This is a genomic window from Marinobacter lipolyticus SM19 (genome assembly GCF_000397065.2).
GTDB classification, from domain to species: domain Bacteria; phylum Pseudomonadota; class Gammaproteobacteria; order Pseudomonadales; family Oleiphilaceae; genus Marinobacter; species Marinobacter lipolyticus.
The window spans coordinates 257,431-274,596 of sequence record NZ_KE007327.1 but is presented as its reverse complement, the minus strand read 5'-3'; the positions used below and the strand labels follow the sequence as shown (position 1 = coordinate 274,596).

Sequence of the window (17,166 nt, the reverse complement as noted above, 5' to 3'; positions counted from 1 at the left end):
CCAGTCCTTTATGCCGGGCACCGGAAGGAAAAAGCACCGCACCTATCAGCGGCGGGAAATTCCAAGGGACCAGCACAACGTCTCTCGCTCCGCGATCAGCGAACCGGCCAAAAAAGTGCTCCACCGACTGAACAAGTCCGGTTATGAAGCCTACCTAGTGGGTGGCGGTGTGCGTGATATTCTCCTGGGCGGCCAGCCCAAGGACTTTGATATCGCAACCAATGCCACACCAGAAGAAGTCCATGACCTGTTCCGCAATTCCCGCCTGATTGGCCGCCGGTTCCGGATCGTGCATGTCGTGTTCGGTCGCGAAGTCATTGAAGTCACCACCTTCCGCGGCAATGCAATAGAAGCGGACGATGACGCCGACGACGATGATCGTCGCACCAGTGAGCACGGCCTGCTGCTGAGGGATAACGTCTATGGCTCCCAGGAAGAAGACGCCCTGCGCCGGGACTTCACCGTCAACGCCCTTTACTACTGCATCCGCGACTTTACAGTTATTGACTTCGCCGGTGGCGTGGAGGATCTGAAGAACCGTCAGCTGCGACTGATTGGCGATCCGGAAACCCGTTACCGCGAAGATCCGGTGCGCATGCTGCGAGCAATACGGTTTGCCGCCAAGCTGGGTTTCGATATCGAGCCGAACACCGAAGAGCCCATTCGCAAACTCGCTCCGCTGTTGACACACATCCCACCCGCACGGTTATTCGAGGAAGTCCTCAAACTGTTTTCTGCCGGGTACGGCGAAGCCACCTATGATTTGCTTAGAAAGTACAATCTGCTGGCTCCGCTGTTTCCCGAAACCGTCAGAGCACTGGATAATGGCGAGCCCGATGAATTGATTCGCCAGGCCCTGCGTAACACCGATGCCCGCATTGCCAAGGGCAAGTCCGTCACGCCCTATTTCCTGTTCGCGGCGATGCTCTGGCCCGCACTGCAGGCGGAATGGCGACATCGGCAGGATAACGGCGACCCGGTTCAACCAGCCCTGCATGGGGCGATTGCCAAGGTTATTGGCCGTCAGGTTCAGGCCACCTCGATCCCGAAGCGCTTCTCCGGTCCGATGAAAGAGATCTGGGAAATGCAGATGCGCCTGCCCCGCCGTCAGGGCAAACGTGCCTTTATGGCGATGTCGCACCCGCGATTCCGCGCGGCTTACGATTTCCTGCTGGTGCGCGAATCCGCAGGCGAGATCGAACCCGGGCTGGGCCAGTGGTGGACCGACTTCCAGGCGACGGACGAGCGGGGCCAGGAGCGTATGCTCAGCGAGCTGAGCGCGGATGTGCCGAAAAAACGCAAGCGCAAGCGCAAGCCAGCCAATCGGAACTGAATATGGCAACGACGGACGCCTTTATCGGTCTTGGCAGCAACCTGGCGGACCCAACCGCCCAGCTTGCCCGGGCCGTGGCTGAACTGGCAGCCTTGCCGGACACCACACTGGTGGCGCAGTCGACGTTCTACAGCAGCCGCCCCGTTGGCCCTCAGGATCAGCCCGACTTCGTCAATGGTGCAGTTTGGTTGCAGACCCGGCTCACTCCGCTGCAACTGCTCGACCACCTGCAAGAGATCGAGCAGCACCATGGCCGGGAAAGAAAGCAGCATTGGGGGCCAAGAACTCTCGATCTGGATTTGCTGATGTATGGCGATGACACCATCTGCAGCGAACGCCTGACCGTTCCCCACCCGGAACTGCCCAACCGCGACTTTGTATTGCAACCGCTGCTGGACCTGAAGGCAGATCTGGCCTTGCCCAACGGTCAGAGCCTTGTCGACCTGAGAAAACAATGCCCTGACAACAATCTGCGCCCACTGCCTCCACTTTCCCGGGAGCCAATCTCACCCGGTTGATCACGGAGTTCGTGGTACTATTGCCTCAACCACCCCCCCGGATTACCCTTAACACCTGAAATGCCGGCTGACCCCGGCGCGGTCTTGGCCCATCATCCACCCAAAAGGCAAGGATTCTATGGCTGTTACCATCAACACCCTGCGGGAATACAAACAAAAGGGCGAAGCCTTCTCTGCCCTCACCTCGTACGATGCCACCTTCGCACAGGTCGTGAGTGAAGCCGGTGTGGATGTCATCCTTATCGGGGATTCACTGGGCATGGTTCTTCAGGGCCACGACAGCACCCTGCCTGTCACCATGGATCAGATGATCTATCACGTCAGCTCGGTCGCCAAAGGCAACCGTGGTTCGCTGATCATGGCGGACATGCCGTTCATGACTTACGGAACCACCGAGGCAGCCCTGGAAAATGCGGCTGAGCTGATGCGCGCCGGTGCCCACATGGTCAAGCTGGAAGGCACAGACTGGATGACCGACACCATCTCTGCCCTGAGTGAACGCGGCGTTCCCGTGTGCGCCCACCTCGGCCTGACGCCACAGTTCGTCAACAAGTTCGGTGGTTATAAAGTACAGGGCCGTGATGAACACGCTGCAGAGATGATGATTGAGCACGCCTGCGAACTGGAAGCCGCCGGTGCCGACGTCCTGCTTCTGGAATGCGTGCCGGCACCACTGGCGGCACGGATAACCCAGGCCGTCAAGGCTCCCGTTATTGGCATCGGAGCAGGCGCAGACACTGACGGCCAGGTACTGGTCGTGCACGACATGCTGGGCATTACCACCGGCCGAAAACCCCGCTTCGTCAAGGATTTTCTGGCCGATACTGGTTCCGTACAACAGGCTGTGGAAGCCTATGTCAAAGCGGTACGCGACCGCTCATTCCCCGCTGAGGAGCACACGTTCAAGGCATGAGAACCGTCAACTCCCTGAAAGAATTGCGCACCATCCTTCGCGGTTATCGCCGCGAAGGAAAAACCATCGGCCTGGTCCCTACCATGGGCAACCTTCACGAAGGGCACATATCGCTCGTTCGTAAGGCCTGCGAAGCGGCCGACGTGGTGGTAACCAGCATTTTCGTGAATCCGATGCAGTTTGGTGCCAGCGAAGATCTGGACAGCTACCCCCGCACCCTGGAAGAAGACCAGAGACAGCTTGAGGCCGCCGGCAACACCCTGGTCTTTGCCCCCAGTGTTGAGGAAATCTACCCCAACGGCCTGGTACAGCAAACCAAGGTAGTTGTCCCCGAGGTCAGCGACGGCCACTGCGGAGCCAGCCGCCCGGGACACTTCGAGGGCGTGGCAACGGTTGTGACCATGCTGTTCAATATGGTCCAGCCGGACATCGCTGTATTTGGCGAGAAGGACTTCCAGCAACTGGCCGTTATCCGCAAGCTGGTCCGTGACCTGATGATGCCCGTGGAAGTGATTGGCGCTCCCACCATCCGCGAGGATGACGGGCTGGCAAAGAGCTCCCGCAACGGCTACCTGAGTGACGCCGAACGAATCATCGCCCCGGCGGTTTATCAGGCCCTGCAGGAATGCGCCCGCAAGCTCGATGAAGGCCGCACCGACTTCACCGCCCTGGAGCAGGAAGCCAATGATGCGCTGACGGCCGCTGGCCTGCGTCCGGATTACTTCAACATCGTCAACAGCCTGACCCTGAAGCCGGCGACTCCGGAAGACTCCGAACTGACCATACTGGTCGCCGCCTTCCTCGGCACCACGCGATTGATCGATAACCAATCAATTGCCCGGTCCTGATTGAGACTCTGACAACCGAAAGGAATCAAATCATGCCCCTGGATCCCGCGCCACTCACGTCTCGCCCCGAGTGGCGGGCTCTTGCCAGCCTCCAGCAAGGTCTGAAGAACACACCCATGCGGACGCTGTTTGAACAGGACCCGGACCGTGCGCAGCGTTATTTCACGGAAGGCGCGGGCCTGTCTCTCGATTTCTCCAAAAACCGCTTAACTGACGAAATCCTCGCCAGCCTGATGGCACTGGCACGGCAATGCGGCGTACCGGAACGAACGGAAGCCATGTTCCTTGGCCACCGGATCAACGTCACCGAGGCTCGTCCTGCCCTGCACACCGCCCTGCGAAATACGGGCGGGAATGCGGTCATGGTCGACGGCATCGACATCATGCCCGAAGTGGAGCAATCACTGGCCCGTATGGCGTCATTTACCGACGATATACTTTCAGGCCGGCGTACTGGCTATACCGGAAAAACCTTTACGGACGTTGTGAGCATTGGCATTGGCGGTTCGTTCCTGGGTCCGAAACTGGTGTGCGAGGCGCTCAAGCCTTACCAGAACGGTCAGCTCAGAGGCCACTTTGTGGCCAACATTGATGGCTCCGATATTTGCGAAGTGCTGCAGCAGGTGACCCCGGAAACCACCCTGTTCCTCATCCAGTCCAAGTCCTTCCGCACCCAGGAAACCCTGGAGAACGGTCAAATTGCCAGGGACTGGCTCCTGGAGAACGGGGGCACCGACACTGCGATTGCCCAACACTTCGTCGCCGTTACGGCCAATTCTCGAGAAGCTGAAGCCTTCGGCATAGCCAGCGACAACATTTTCCCGATGTGGGACTGGGTAGGCGGGCGCTATTCCCTGTGGTCCGCGATCGGGCTGCCCATCGCGCTGATGGTGGGTATGACCAACTTTCACGCTCTGCTGTCCGGCGCTCGCGCCATGGACCAGCACTTTCGACACACCCCACTGGAACAGAACCTGCCGGTGATCATGGCGATGCTGGGCATCTGGTACAGTAATTTCTGGGGTGCCGAGTCCCACGCCATCCTGCCCTATGATCATTACCTGGAAAGCCTGCCAGCGCACTTGCAGCAACTGGACATGGAAAGCAACGGCAAATGCGTCACCCAGGATGGCGAACCGGTGAGCTACCCCACAGGCCCCATCATCTGGGGCGGTGTCGGTGCCAATGGCCAGCATGCCTACCATCAGTTGCTGCACCAGGGTACGCGATTGATTCCGGCCGATTTCATAATCCCGTTGCAAAGTCAGAACCCGGTAGGCGAGCATCACGCCATACTGTTTGCCAACTGCCTGAGTCAGACGCGAGCCCTGATGGCTGGCAAAACAGAAGAAGAAGCCCGGCAGGAACTGGAGCAGGAAGGGCTGTCACAGGACGACATCGCGGCCCTGGCACCACACAAGGTAATTCACGGCAATAAGCCTAGCAATACCCTGCTGATGGACAAACTCACCCCGGAAACGCTTGGTGCACTGGTCGCCCTGTATGAGCACCGGACCTTTGTCCAGGGTGTGATATGGGACGTGGACTCGTTCGATCAGTGGGGTGTGGAGCTGGGCAAGCAGATGGGCAAAGGCATTCTGGATCAGATCATGGGTGGACCGGCAACAAAGACAACCAGCGACAGCTCAACCGAGCAGTTGATCCGGCTGTTCCGGTCAAAGCGCCCGTGAAATCCGTTTGCCCTGCCAGGTGAAGTCTATGGGCCAGAGTTTCTGATCACCGGAGTACGACTGCCACAGCTCCCGATAGGTCTTACCAAAGACCGGGTGGCGGTCGTCCGGCGCAATATCGGACAGGGGCCAGAGCACAAAGGCGTTCCTGAGGATTTCACCACGCGGCAACTCCACGCCATCGGGCTCACCAACCACCTCGTTATAGGTGAGAATATCCAGGTCCAGAGTCTGCGCACGAAACCGGGGCTCATCCCGGCGGCGGCCATGGTCTGCCTCCAACTGCTTGAAGCGGCGCGAAAGCTCGCCAACGCTCCAGTCGGTATCCACACCGACCACCAGATTGTAAAAAGGTGAGCCATCAAACCCGACAGCCTCGCTTTCATAAACCGGTGAAATGGTCAGTGCATCAAACCATTCTGACAGGGCGTCCAACGCCACCGAGATATAGTGAGACCGATCAGTATTGCTGCCGATGCTGATATAAACCCGCGCCCTGGCGGACATCACTGCAGCCCTCGTTCGATACGAACACCAACGGCTCTGGCCGTCGGCACCGCACCCGGTTTACGCAACGTCAGCTTTAACCATGGCACGCCAAAATCCGCCTGTATCATGACTGCAAGCCCCTCAGCCGCCGTTTCCAGAAGCTGCGGCCTGGCCTGCTGGAGCCAATGGGTCACCCGCTCACTGACCGTGGCGTAATCCAACGCATCCACAACATCATCGGACGCTCCGGGAATTCGGTTATCCCAACCCATTTCCAGGTCCACGACCAGTCGTTGGGTGACTTCCCGCTCCCAGTCGTAGACACCAATCACCGCCTCTACGGCCAGGCCCTCAATCAGAACACTGTCTGTCACCGGATTATTACACTCTTTGCTGATTGAATAACGTACAGGCTACGGATACTGTGTGATTCTCGGCCTGCGGCGTTCGTGGGGCTGGCATTTTCGCATAAATCCACCGGACGCGTCTTTGCTCCGGAACAATTGCCCGTGAATTCAATGAGCGATCCTTTACTGATAGTCCTGCTGTGTGCTCTGGCCTACCTGGCCGGCTCCGTGCTGTTTGCCCTTGAGATCTGCAAGCTCTGGAAGCTGCCAGACCCCCGCGCACTGGGATCTGGCAACCCCGGAGCGACCAACGTCTACCGTAACGGCGGCTGGGCGCCTGCTGTCCTGACCCTGCTGCTGGATGCCGCCAAGGGCTTCGGACCAGTGTGGCTGGCCAACGCCGCTGGACTGTCGATCCTGGCCCAGGCCATGGTTGCACTGTGCGCGGTCACGGGCCACATGGTACCCATTTTCTACCGGTTCAAAGGCGGCAAGGGCGTGGCAACTGCACTGGGCTCGGGTTTGGCGCTGGCGCCCCTGACCACGCTGTTACTTGCAGTAATTTGGGCACTGGTCATGTGGCGTTGGCGCATCTCGGCGTTGGCATCGATCATTGCCATCGTCAGTGGACCGCTGATCAGTGCACTCATCGAACCCAAAACCCTGCCCCTGTTCGGCTTGCTCGCCATTCTGATCGTCGTGCGCCATCGCAATAATCTGGTTCGTCTGGCCCAGGGGCGGGAAACCCGATTCTAGCGCCAGTTTAGTCCACCAGCCCGTTAGACCGGGGCTGTGACACCGGCGGCAAGGTGTTCATTGGCCAGCGCGGAACCGCCAGAATACGATCCCCATCTCTCTGCCCCGCCCGAATTCGCTGACAACCGGCATAGGCAATCATGGCGCCGTTGTCGGTGCAGAACTCGGGGCGAGCGTAGAACACACCAGCCCTGAGTTTTTCCGTCATCTTCTCCAAGCCAGCTCTCAGGCGCTTGTTAGCGCTTACTCCACCAGCAATAACCAGCCGTTTGCAGCCCGTCTGCTCCAGAGCTCGCCGGCATTTGATGGTCAGGGTATCCACTACGGCAGCCTCAAACGCCAGAGCAATATCCGCCCGCGTCTGATCATCCAGGCCACCGGCTTCTTCTGCCGCTGTGACGGTATTGAGCGTAAACGTTTTCAGGCCGCTGAAGCTGAAGTCCAGCCCCGGGCGATCCGTCATCGGTCGCGGGAACCGGTAGCGGTCCGGAGTGCCTTTTTCCGCCAACGCCGCCACCCGCGGACCACCCGGATAGTCTAGCCCGAGCATCTTCGCGGTCTTGTCAAAGGCCTCCCCAGCGGCATCGTCAACGGACTCGCCCAGCATCTCGTATTCGCCGATGCCATCCACCCGGACCAGCTGTGTGTGACCACCGGAGACCAGCAACGCCACAAACGGAAATGCCGGTGGCTGCGGCTCCAGCATAGGCGCCAGGAGATGGCCTTCCATGTGATGCACGCCCAACACCGGAATTCCCAGAGCAAAGCCCAACGCGTGGGCAACAGAACCGCCCACCATCAGAGCCCCTACCAGGCCGGGACCGGCGGTGTAAGCGATTCCCTCGAGATCCTGGCGGCTGCATCCGGCTTCCGCCAACACCTGATCACACAGGGGCAGCAACTTGCGAACATGATCACGCGACGCCAGTTCCGGCACCACGCCACCATAGTCCGCATGCATGTCGATTTGACTGAACAGTGCATGGGCCAACAGCCCCTGCTCGCTGTGGTAGAGGGCGACACCGGTCTCGTCGCAGGAGGTTTCAATTCCGAGAATCAGCATAGATAATGGATCACAACGGGTAGCATGAATGGTCAAGGCGGCTATTTTAGCAGAAAGCCGAAACCCACTGGCAGTTTCATCGAACAAACATTGACCTTACCCCGGAGCAGGGGCTATCATTGCCGCCCTTAAATATGCACTGGTCGAGTTTTAGCCAATCTGACCAGGTATCGAGTCGATTCGACGCACGAGTCGATCAGACAAAACAGAAACCGAATACATCAGGTAGGTGATTTTCGAATGCCAGCTGTTAAAGTGAAAGAGAATGAACCGTTTGACGTAGCCCTGCGTCGCTTCAAGCGTTCCTGCGAAAAAGCAGGTGTACTGTCGGAAGTACGTCGTCGCGAGCACTACGAGAAGCCGACAGCCGTTCGCAAGCGTAAGGCAGCCGCTGCCGTTAAGCGTCATCTCAAGAAGCTTCAGCGGGAACAGCGCAAGTTCGAGCGTCTGTACTAAGCTTTAGCCGACGCCGCTTGACTGCATACCAATAATCGCCTGTTAAGCCGCAGGCTGCACAGAGCGATTCCTAAATGCCGCCGAGGCCTGGCTTCGGCGGCATTTTTGGCTATTGGCGGCGCTAGGCCGGCATTACTGCGCAACCGGAGTCATCATGAGCGGACTGATCCCTCAACGTTTTGTTGAAGATCTGCTGGATAGAGTGGACCTGGCAGAGCTTATAGGATCACGCATCACGCTAAAGAAGGCCGGCGCCAACTACAAAGCCTGCTGCCCGTTCCATGATGAGAAGACACCGTCTTTCAACGTACGCCCTGATAAAGGCTTTTACCATTGCTTCGGCTGCGGCGCTCACGGTGACGCCATCAGCTTTGTGCGGGAGTTTGAAGGACTGGGTTTTACCGAAGCGGTCGAGGAACTGGCGAAACGTGCCGGCCTGGAAGTGCCTTACGATCAAAGTGCACGGCAGGAAATCCAGCAGGCCCGGACACTGACCGACGCCCTGGATTATGCCAGTCGCTTTTATCAGTCCGCATTGCGCGGCCCACAGGGCGAATTCGCGAGAGACTACCTCAGGCAACGCGGGCTGGACGACAACATAATCCAGCTTTACCAACTGGGCTATGCACCTGCGACGGGCACGGCACTATTTGATGCCTGCAATCGTGATCTGCAGGGACCGTTGCTTGAAACCGGTACGGTTTCCGATAAGTACGGCCGCCCCAGGGACCTGTTCCGCAATCGGGTAATGTTCCCGATTCGCAATAGCCGCGGAAAAACCGTGGCGTTCGGGGGACGAACCCTTGGCGACGACAAGGCCAAATACATCAACTCTCCGGAGTCCGATGTTTTTCACAAGAGCCGCGAGATTTACGGCCTGTATGAAGCCAAACAGGCCATCCGGCAACTGGACAAGCTGCTGGTCGTGGAAGGCTATATGGATGTTATCGCGCTGGCACAGCACGACATCCACTTTGCCGTCGCCACACTGGGCACAGCGACCAATCAGGACAGCCTGACCGCCCTGCTCCGGCAGGTACGGCACCTGGTGTTCTGCTTTGATGGTGACCAGGCCGGATTCCGCGCCGCGGATCGCGCCCTGGAGAACGCCCTTGAGCTGATGGCGGATGGAATGCACCTGCAGTTCCTGATGCTGCCGGACGGCGAAGACCCGGACACACTGATCCGCAAGGAAGGCCCGGAAGCTTTCCAGAAACGCATTGAGGGTGCCACGCCATTGTCCCGCTATCTGTTTGACCGACAGAGCGAGGGGCTGGACCTGCAGTTGCCGGAGCATCGGGGAGAACTCCGGGCCCGGGCGGAACCACTGCTGAACAAGATGCCCAAAAGCACCCTGCGGGATGCCATGTGGCACGAAATGTTGCGCCTTTGCAGTGGCCGCAACGACTGGCAGAACCGCCGCCCACAAAACGGGCAGAAACGGTTCGGTGAACGCCGCGACAGGATTCAGGAAGAGCGGATTGACGTCAGGCTCAGCAAGGACAGCACTCTGTGCCTGGCCCTACTGGAAGCCCCTGACATGGCCAGTGATGTCGTCGAACTGGCACGCCAGTCCCGACAGTTTGGCCAGGCAAAACGCTTTGCGGACTGGATACTGGAACGCCAGATCCGTGACCGCCGCAAACTGGTGCGCACACTGGCCACGGACAAGCAGGCGCGGGAGCGTTTTTACCACCTCTTCGACGGCATTGAACACATACCGTCAAGGGAAAGCACCCTGGCCGGCGCCAGGGAACTGCTGTCCCCGAATCAGGAAGCGGCCCGCAAGCAGCGCCTGATGTCATTACTGTCTGCCAAGCGAAGTCTGGCGGACCTTACGCCGGAAGAGCGCCAGGAGTTAAAAGCCCTGAGCGAGCGAGCCGAGGACTGACCAGCAATCCATGGTTGTCCGGGACAAAAACGGGAAAATACAGGGTCAAACCCGTATTGCACTTGAAACTTGAAGCGTTGATCACCATCTAACCATCCGGTGGCAGAGCAACCGAGCGACAGCTATAATGGCTGTTTAACTTTTTTTCCTTTTACCAGCGAGTTCACAGGGTGTCTATGTCAGGCAATTCGCAGAAATCACGTTTGAAAGACCTCATTGCACGAGGCAAGGAACAAGGTTACCTGACTTACGCCGAGGTAAACGACCACCTTCCGGAAGACATTGCCGACCCGGATCAGGTCGAAGATATCATTCGCATGATCAATGACATGGGCATCCAGGTGTGCGAGGAAACCCCCGACGCCGACACCCTGATCATGACCGAAGGTGACTCCACCGCCGACGAAGCTGCTGCCGCTGAAGCCGCTGCTGCCCTCGCCGCTGTAGAGACTGACGCCGGTCGTACCACTGACCCGGTCCGCATGTACATGCGGGAAATGGGTACCGTTGAACTGCTGACCCGCGAAGGCGAAATCGTCATTGCCAAGCGCATTGAGGAAGGTATTCGCGATGTGATGGCGGCCGTGGCCCATTTCCCGGGCACTGCCGGCACGGTGCTGCAGGCGTACGAGCGTATTATCGAGAACGAAGGTCGTATTAATGACATCGTTACCGGCTTTCTGGATCCGGACGACGCCGAGCCATTCATGGGCGAGGAAACACCGGTCGAAAGCAGCAATGACAGCGACTCATCCGACGACGATGACGACTCGGAAGAAGAAACCGAAAGCGGCCCGGATCCTGAAGAGACTCGCCTGCGTTTCGAGCTGCTGAAGGAAAAGCTTGATGCCGCCCACGAGGCACTGGAAAAGTACGGCCGTGGCGACAAGAAAACCCAGCTGGCCCTGAACGAGCTGGGACAGGTATTCGCCCCCTTCAAGCTGGGCAATAAGGCCTTCGAGGAGCTGGTCAACGTTGTTCGCTCCACCAACGACCTGGTGCGTGAAAACGAGCGCGCGATCATGCAGATCTGCGTACGTGAATGCAAAATGCCCCGCAAGGATTTCATCAAGTCGTTCCCGGGCAACGAAGTCAGCCTGGACTGGGCCGAAAAGATTGGTAAGAGCAAGAAGCCCTATGCTTCTGCCGTGGGTGAGCGCATTGACGAAATCGTGCGTCTGCAAAAGCGCATCCATAACATCCAGACCGAAGTGGACCTGGAAGTTTCCGACATCAAGGAAATCAACCGTCGTGTTTCCATCGGCGAAGCCAAGGCCCGCCGCGCCAAGAAAGAAATGGTTGAAGCCAACCTGCGACTGGTTATTTCCATCGCCAAGAAATATACCAACCGCGGCCTGCAGTTCCTGGACCTGATCCAGGAAGGCAACATCGGCCTGATGAAGGCTGTCGACAAGTTCGAATACCGTCGTGGCTACAAGTTCTCAACCTACGCCACCTGGTGGATTCGTCAGGCCATCACCCGCTCCATTGCGGACCAGGCCCGCACCATCCGTATTCCGGTGCACATGATTGAAACCATCAACAAGCTCAACCGCATCTCCCGCCAGATGCTGCAGGAAATGGGTCGCGAACCCACGCCGGAAGAGCTTGGCGAGCGTATGGAAATGCCCGAGGACAAGATCCGCAAGGTGCTGAAGATCGCCAAAGAACCGATCTCCATGGAAACTCCGATCGGCGATGATGAAGACAGCCATCTGGGAGATTTCATTGAGGACATCCAGGCGCTCTCGCCGGTGGACTCCGCGACCGCCGAAGGTCTGCGGGAAGCCACCCGCTCAGTACTGGCCGGCCTCACCGCTCGCGAGTCCAAGGTACTGCGCATGCGCTTCGGGATCGAAATGAACACCGATCACACCCTGGAAGAAGTCGGCAAACAGTTCGACGTCACCCGGGAGCGTATCCGTCAGATCGAAGCCAAGGCCCTGCGCAAACTGCGCCACCCTTCCCGCTCCGATCACCTGCGCGGCTTCATTGACGACCAGGGCAACGGATAACACGGCAACAACAGTAGCGGGCGCCACCCCTCACCGGTATAATGGCGCCCGCTTTGTTCTTCCCTCCGGGACGACTCCACAAAGCAAACCTTAAAACAGCAGTCGCTGCATAAGGGCCTATAGCTCAGTTGGTTAGAGCAGAGGACTCATAATCCTTTGGTCCCTGGTTCGAGTCCAGGTGGGCCCACCATTTTTCCAATACTTACGATACACCCCCACCTCTCATGCCGCCTAGGTGTCAACCGACCGTCAACGACAAAACTAACGCAGTGCATTCCTTCTCAGTTTTTCTTGCGAAAGACAACAGGCTCGAGGCCAAAACCATCTGATTGCGCACCGCCGTCTAATTGCAACCTGGGTTATTAGCTGACCATTTTTATACGTAATTAGTATTTAACTATGTTATTCCCTTGAAACATTGTTGGTATAAACTTCGACAAGCTTATGAACTGATTTTCAGTCTTTTGATGAATGAAAGGGAGCCCCCCCCAATGAATCCCGATCTGCTCACTCTTCTGAACGATCCAAACTGCCACCTCAACGAAATCATCCACGAAGCCTCCGAAATGGTGTCCCGCGAAAGAAATCGCCGTTCTTTTGAAATGCTGTCTGAAGATGGTGAAGTCGTTGGCTATATAAAAACCTGGCATGACGAAGAGGACTATGCAGGCTTTGTCCATTTTGATACCCAAGGCAACATCGTTGATTGGAAAGCCTTTACCAAAGTGCCTGGCTCAAAGCGCCGAGCTCCATCCAATTTCACTAACTACAATCCACAACGACCTGGCTGACCCTAAACCTGCAACAGGCTCACCCAAAATAAAAAAAGCCCCGCACATGGGCAGGGCTCCTTCACGTAATACAAACTAACGCACCCACAAGGTCGTGAATACGAGTCGCTATACGACCGCTTAGGCCGCTTTCTTCAGCTTCTTCTTTAGGCTCTTCAGCTTGCCTTCTTGCTTGGCGATCTTTTGCTTACGAGTTTTGATTTCTTTTTTAAGGCTGGTCACTTTCTTAGAAGCTTTCTTAGACATGTTTTCACTCCGAAATGTGTGATTGCTTGAGTTAAACGTCCTCAGTCATCCTTGTGCGTTCGGATAAAGTTGCGAATGAACTTTCTTACCTCTCTGGCTGCACTTGTATCCAGCTCTTCGCACAACGAGATAAATTCATCCCGCTCTGCACTGTTAATCCGTATGAGTAGTTGTGAGTCTTTCTTGCCCGCTTTCTTCTTGCGGGGCTTCAACTTCTTTTCGGAAATACCTTCGTCGGCCATGAAATACCCAATGAACTGAGAATCTATTTAAGTATATACATTGTATATCGTTTCGATATCGTTTTTTCTGATTGCATATCACAATCGAATAAGCGCGGCCTATGACCGACCATCAAGAAAAGGTCCTAATTTCACCACTTCCGCCAATGCACCAGCCGACAAATATGCATACTGCATCGTCAAGTTCACCTCCGAATAGCGGAGGTGAACTGCCCCTAGTTTTAAATGGTCCGAAACTCCGGGGCAGGATCAACTTTTCTGCAATCTCGTACAGATCAGGATAGGCAGTCACGTTATAGTCTGCTAAAACTGTAACGGTCCATTCAAAAAATTGGCAGTAAAAGGTATCCCAAGCTCATGGATGAACTGCTCCCTCCCAACCTGATAAAACTCCGCCATGTCGCCAAAGACATCACCGACCAGGTGTTGGCCCCGGAAGCGCAAAAGGTGGACGAAAACGCACAGTGGCCGAGCCATGCCTTTGAGGCATTGGCACAGGCGGATCTGATGGGGCTTCATGTGCCCAAAAGACTGGGCGGTCACGAGCAGGGACTTCTTGCACTCGCTGCAATCATCGAAACCCTGGCTCAAGGGTGCAGTTCTTCGGCCCTGTGCTACGCCATGCACTGTGTCGGCTCCGCCGTCATTGCGAGCAAGGCCACCAGGTATCAGCAGGATAAATACCTTGTCCCCATTGCAGATAACCGCCATATCACCACTCTCGCCCTTTCAGAAGCCGGCACCGGTGCTCACTTTTATCTTCCGCAAACACAGTTGTCGCGAGTCGATGGCCATTTTGATATCCATGGCACCAAACAGTTTGTGACCAATGGCGGACATGCTGACTCCTATGTCATCTCTACCCAGGTCAGTGGCCAGACCTCCGGTGGCGGTGACTTCAACTGCCTGATGGTCGACCACGACACTCCCGGCATCCGTTGGCTGCCGGACTGGCGAGGTTTCGGCATGCGCGGGAATTCATCTCGCGGCATGCAGCTCGACCAGGTCCAGGTTCCGACGAACAACCTTCTCGGAGAAGAGGGTGATCAGATCTGGTATGTATTTGAGGTCATTACCCCGTACTTTCTTACAGCCATGGCAGCAACCTATACAGGCCTGGCTCTGGCATCGCTCAACCAGACCATCGACCAGATCAGCCACCGAACCTATTCCCACGCCGGCAATGGATTGGCCGATCAAGATGTCATCCAGTATCGCGTTGCCCAGATGAAGATTGCGGTCGACAGATGCCGCGCCCTGCTCTACCGAGCAGCCTATCTCGTGGATCAGGGACACCCTGAAGCACTGACCCAGATCATGATGGCGAAAGCTGAATCGGCAGATACTGCCGTATACGTGACAAACGAGGCCATGAGCTGTTGTGGCGGCAGGGCCTACCAGGATAACGATGCCCAGGCGCGCCGTCTGCGTGATGCTCGGGCCGCCCACGTCATGTCACCCACAACAGACCTGTTAAAATTGTGGATCGGTCGGCAGGCTTTGGGCATGCCACTCCTCTAGACTGGAGCACGCCTGCGTGGATGGATTTGTACTGCTCCTCGAAACGGCCGATACGGCCTCTTCGCATCGTGACACACTGACGGAGGCGCTCCTGGACTCCTCCGTGCCGCTGTATGTTTGTGGGACCCTGGACAGAGCCAGAGAAATACTGGACAAGGAGCAGCAAATCGGAAACGAGTTGCTCCTGGGCGTTCTGGATGTGGGCATGGCGCAACCACTGGTATGCGCGCAAACACTGGCCCCAATGGCGCCTTTGGCACACTGGAGTTTTGTGGGTGTCGATGCCCACTCCCCACTCGCCAGCCAGATCCACTCTCCCTTTAGCCGAATGGGGAAATACTTCTCATCGGAACGCTATCTTTCTCCTCAGGACATTCAAAAACTGCTGGAAGAAAGCCAACAACGGTACAATCATCGCGACCGACTCGCCAACATAAACAGACAGCTCAGCGTATCGCCCAGGGATCCACTGCACGAATTGAAGCGCTTTACTCAATCCGCCGACTTTCTGAACCATCTTTTCGAGACCGCCAACGAGGCAATGATCGCGACGACCGTCGACGGTACGGTGGTCCAGTGGAACCTGGCGGCAACACACCTTTTCGGAATCGACAGCGAAACAGCGCTGAACCGGAATGTCCGAACTGTTGCTTCCGATCAGTGGCATGACCAATTGCCGGTGATTCTGGCACAGTGCCTCAACGGCGCGGACAGCTACATGACAGCGGAGTTAAAGTGCAGACTCAATTCAGGCGCTCTACGTGAGGTGGAATTGAAGCTGTCGCAGATCAGGGACAGGCAGGACAATATGCTCGGCCTGTCACTGTTCGTCAATGATATCAGCGTCCGCAAACGGGCCCAGGCCGCACTGAACTTGATGAATCGACATTTGGAAAAACTATCCTTCCAGGACGGTCTGACCGGCGTTGCAAACCGGCGTCGTTTCGATGTAGCCCTCGAGCAGGCCTGGCCTGAAGCACGTCGACAACAGGCACCTATCAGCCTGGCCATTTTCGACCTGGACCATTTCAAGCGTTATAACGACTGTCTTGGTCATCTTGCAGGGGATGAGTGCTTGCGAAAGGTCGCCGAGATTCTGTCACAGACTGTTCGCCGTTCCAGCGATATGCTGGCGCGCTATGGAGGCGAGGAGTTTATTCTATTGCTGCCCCATACCGGATATCAGCAAGCCAAAACCTTAATGGCGCACTGCCAGAAACGGCTGGCGGAAGCAAAGCTCCCACACCCGGATTCCCCGGTAGGCGATCAGATCACCTTCAGTTGTGGCATTGCCACTATCGTGCCCGATTCCGACGACCCCACCCCGCTGATCCAGGCGGCAGACCAGCAACTGTATCGCGCCAAGCAGGACGGGCGTAACCGCATTTGCACGGATCACGACGGCTAACGAAAAACGCCCCTCATGGAGGAGCGTTTCGGTTGTTGACGGATGCGTATACAACGACGGCAAGCTGTTGTATCAGGACTGCTTTCTGGCCCAGCGACCTTTGAGACCCATGGCAAACAAGCCAAGACCCAGCAATGCCAGCGTACCTGGCTCGGGCACCGTGACCGTATCGCCTATGGGAGCAACATGACTGATGATCAGCTCCTCGCCATCGGGCAGGTTGAAACCAGCACTCAGCAACGCAGCGTCGATGACTGCCCAGTCCAGACTTTCGTTATTTTCAAACAGTCCCCACCAGGTAGAGTTCTTGATCATGAAGTACTCGGTCGGGCTGTCCAGCCCAAACCCGATCACTGTACTACTTCCATCCACGAACTCGTAGGAGACATCCTCTTCCTTGACGCCATAGGTGGTGTCAGTCCCAAGTACATTGTTTATCCAGCACGACTCAACAGATTCACTACTGCCACTGCCACAGAATCCCAGTGAATTGAGGTCGTTGGTTTCCGCTGCAAGAGGGTCTACATCCCCAACATCAACGCCCCCGATCATATATCCCCATGCGGTACCGGCAAGCGACATAGACGCCACCAGCACCAAGGATTTAGAGAACGCTCTCATAGTATTTCTCCATTAAA

Annotated in this window: 18 protein-coding genes and 1 tRNA gene; 13 read left to right on the top strand and 6 right to left on the bottom strand. The window is 56.8% G+C overall.

The features are described 5' to 3' along the window. The first annotated feature begins 10 nt into the window (after positions 1-10). The 5 genes from pcnB to pgi all read left to right on the top strand — a co-directional run bounded on the left by pcnB (position 11) and on the right by pgi (position 5,303). Entirely contained in the window at positions 11-1,333 is a 1,323-nt protein-coding gene (gene pcnB / locus MARLIPOL_RS15825) for a polynucleotide adenylyltransferase PcnB (protein WP_186008500.1), read from the top strand. A gap of 2 nt (positions 1,334-1,335) precedes the next feature. Beyond that, the gene (gene folK / locus MARLIPOL_RS15820) at positions 1,336-1,851 is read left to right on the top strand and encodes a 2-amino-4-hydroxy-6-hydroxymethyldihydropteridine diphosphokinase (protein ID WP_012139301.1); all 516 of its coding nucleotides are present in this window, start codon (positions 1,336-1,338) and stop codon (positions 1,849-1,851) included. Between the two features lie 118 nt (positions 1,852-1,969). Continuing rightward, on the top strand, positions 1,970-2,764 hold the full coding sequence (gene panB / locus MARLIPOL_RS15815) for a 3-methyl-2-oxobutanoate hydroxymethyltransferase (protein ID WP_012139300.1): 795 nt from the start codon (positions 1,970-1,972) through the stop codon (positions 2,762-2,764). After that, a complete protein-coding gene (gene panC / locus MARLIPOL_RS15810; RefSeq protein ID WP_012139299.1) occupies positions 2,761-3,612 on the top strand; it encodes a pantoate--beta-alanine ligase in 852 nt (283 codons plus the stop codon). Before panB ends, panC begins: the two co-directional genes overlap by 4 nt. Before the next feature lie 32 nt (positions 3,613-3,644). Further along, entirely contained in the window at positions 3,645-5,303 is a 1,659-nt protein-coding gene (gene pgi, locus MARLIPOL_RS15805; RefSeq protein ID WP_012139298.1) for a glucose-6-phosphate isomerase, read from the top strand. Here the strand turns inward: pgi and folK (MARLIPOL_RS15800) are convergent. Together folK (MARLIPOL_RS15800) and folB are read right to left on the bottom strand one after the other, a co-directional pair. After that, a complete protein-coding gene (gene folK / locus MARLIPOL_RS15800; protein ID WP_012139297.1) occupies positions 5,289-5,810 on the bottom strand; it encodes a 2-amino-4-hydroxy-6-hydroxymethyldihydropteridine diphosphokinase in 522 nt (173 codons plus the stop codon). The two genes, pgi and folK (MARLIPOL_RS15800), sit on opposite strands and share 15 nt — an antisense overlap. Next, entirely contained in the window at positions 5,810-6,166 is a 357-nt protein-coding gene (gene folB, locus MARLIPOL_RS15795) for a dihydroneopterin aldolase (RefSeq protein WP_012139296.1), read from the bottom strand. Before folB ends, folK (MARLIPOL_RS15800) begins: the two co-directional genes overlap by 1 nt. A gap of 144 nt (positions 6,167-6,310) precedes the next feature. Between folB and plsY the strand changes: the two genes are divergently transcribed. Further along, positions 6,311-6,895 carry a glycerol-3-phosphate 1-O-acyltransferase PlsY gene (plsY, locus tag MARLIPOL_RS15790; RefSeq protein WP_012139294.1) on the top strand — a complete coding sequence of 195 codons (585 nt, stop codon included), beginning with the start codon at positions 6,311-6,313 and terminating at the stop codon, positions 6,893-6,895. Between the two features lie 7 nt (positions 6,896-6,902). Here the strand turns inward: plsY and tsaD are convergent, their stop codons facing one another. Further along, complete coding sequence (gene tsaD / locus MARLIPOL_RS15785) at positions 6,903-7,958, bottom strand: tRNA (adenosine(37)-N6)-threonylcarbamoyltransferase complex transferase subunit TsaD (protein WP_012139293.1); 1,056 nt, start codon at positions 7,956-7,958, stop codon at positions 6,903-6,905. A 240-nt stretch (positions 7,959-8,198) separates the two neighbouring features. On the opposite strand from tsaD, the gene rpsU reads away from it, so the two are divergent. The 5 genes from rpsU (at position 8,199) to MARLIPOL_RS15760 (ending at position 13,111) form a co-directional block, all read left to right on the top strand. Next, entirely contained in the window at positions 8,199-8,414 is a 216-nt protein-coding gene (rpsU, locus tag MARLIPOL_RS15780; protein WP_007153483.1) for a 30S ribosomal protein S21, read from the top strand. Positions 8,415-8,568: 154 nt separating this feature from the next. Continuing rightward, entirely contained in the window at positions 8,569-10,305 is a 1,737-nt protein-coding gene (dnaG, locus tag MARLIPOL_RS15775; protein WP_012139292.1) for a DNA primase, read from the top strand. Positions 10,306-10,481: 176 nt separating this feature from the next. After that, complete coding sequence (rpoD, locus tag MARLIPOL_RS15770; protein ID WP_012139291.1) at positions 10,482-12,320, top strand: RNA polymerase sigma factor RpoD; 1,839 nt, start codon at positions 10,482-10,484, stop codon at positions 12,318-12,320. A gap of 113 nt (positions 12,321-12,433) precedes the next feature. Continuing rightward, positions 12,434-12,510 (top strand) — tRNA-Ile (locus MARLIPOL_RS15765). Positions 12,511-12,811: 301 nt separating this feature from the next. Then, positions 12,812-13,111 carry a hypothetical protein gene (locus MARLIPOL_RS15760; protein WP_012139290.1) on the top strand — a complete coding sequence of 100 codons (300 nt, stop codon included), beginning with the start codon at positions 12,812-12,814 and terminating at the stop codon, positions 13,109-13,111. A gap of 120 nt (positions 13,112-13,231) precedes the next feature. Here the strand turns inward: MARLIPOL_RS15760 and MARLIPOL_RS18875 are convergent, their stop codons facing one another. Together MARLIPOL_RS18875 and MARLIPOL_RS15755 are read right to left on the bottom strand one after the other, a co-directional pair. After that, positions 13,232-13,357, bottom strand: coding sequence for a hypothetical protein (locus tag MARLIPOL_RS18875; protein ID WP_267283625.1), 126 nt, complete (start codon positions 13,355-13,357; stop codon positions 13,232-13,234). 41 nt (positions 13,358-13,398) lie between these two features. Then, positions 13,399-13,599 (bottom strand): hypothetical protein, encoded by a 201-nt coding sequence (locus tag MARLIPOL_RS15755; protein ID WP_012139289.1) that lies wholly within the window; start codon positions 13,597-13,599, stop codon positions 13,399-13,401. A 357-nt stretch (positions 13,600-13,956) separates the two neighbouring features. Between MARLIPOL_RS15755 and MARLIPOL_RS15750 the strand changes: the two genes are divergently transcribed. Together MARLIPOL_RS15750 and MARLIPOL_RS15745 are read left to right on the top strand one after the other, a co-directional pair. After that, positions 13,957-15,120: an acyl-CoA dehydrogenase family protein gene (locus MARLIPOL_RS15750; protein WP_012139288.1), complete on the top strand. Its 1,164-nt coding sequence runs from the start codon at positions 13,957-13,959 to the stop codon at positions 15,118-15,120. 16 nt (positions 15,121-15,136) lie between these two features. After that, positions 15,137-16,528 (top strand): GGDEF domain-containing protein, encoded by a 1,392-nt coding sequence (locus MARLIPOL_RS15745; RefSeq protein WP_012139287.1) that lies wholly within the window; start codon positions 15,137-15,139, stop codon positions 16,526-16,528. Positions 16,529-16,600: 72 nt separating this feature from the next. Here MARLIPOL_RS15745 and MARLIPOL_RS15740 read toward each other — a convergent pair whose 3' ends face one another. Further along, positions 16,601-17,149: a PEP-CTERM sorting domain-containing protein gene (locus MARLIPOL_RS15740; RefSeq protein ID WP_012139286.1), complete on the bottom strand. Its 549-nt coding sequence runs from the start codon at positions 17,147-17,149 to the stop codon at positions 16,601-16,603. Positions 17,150-17,166 lie beyond the last annotated feature (17 nt).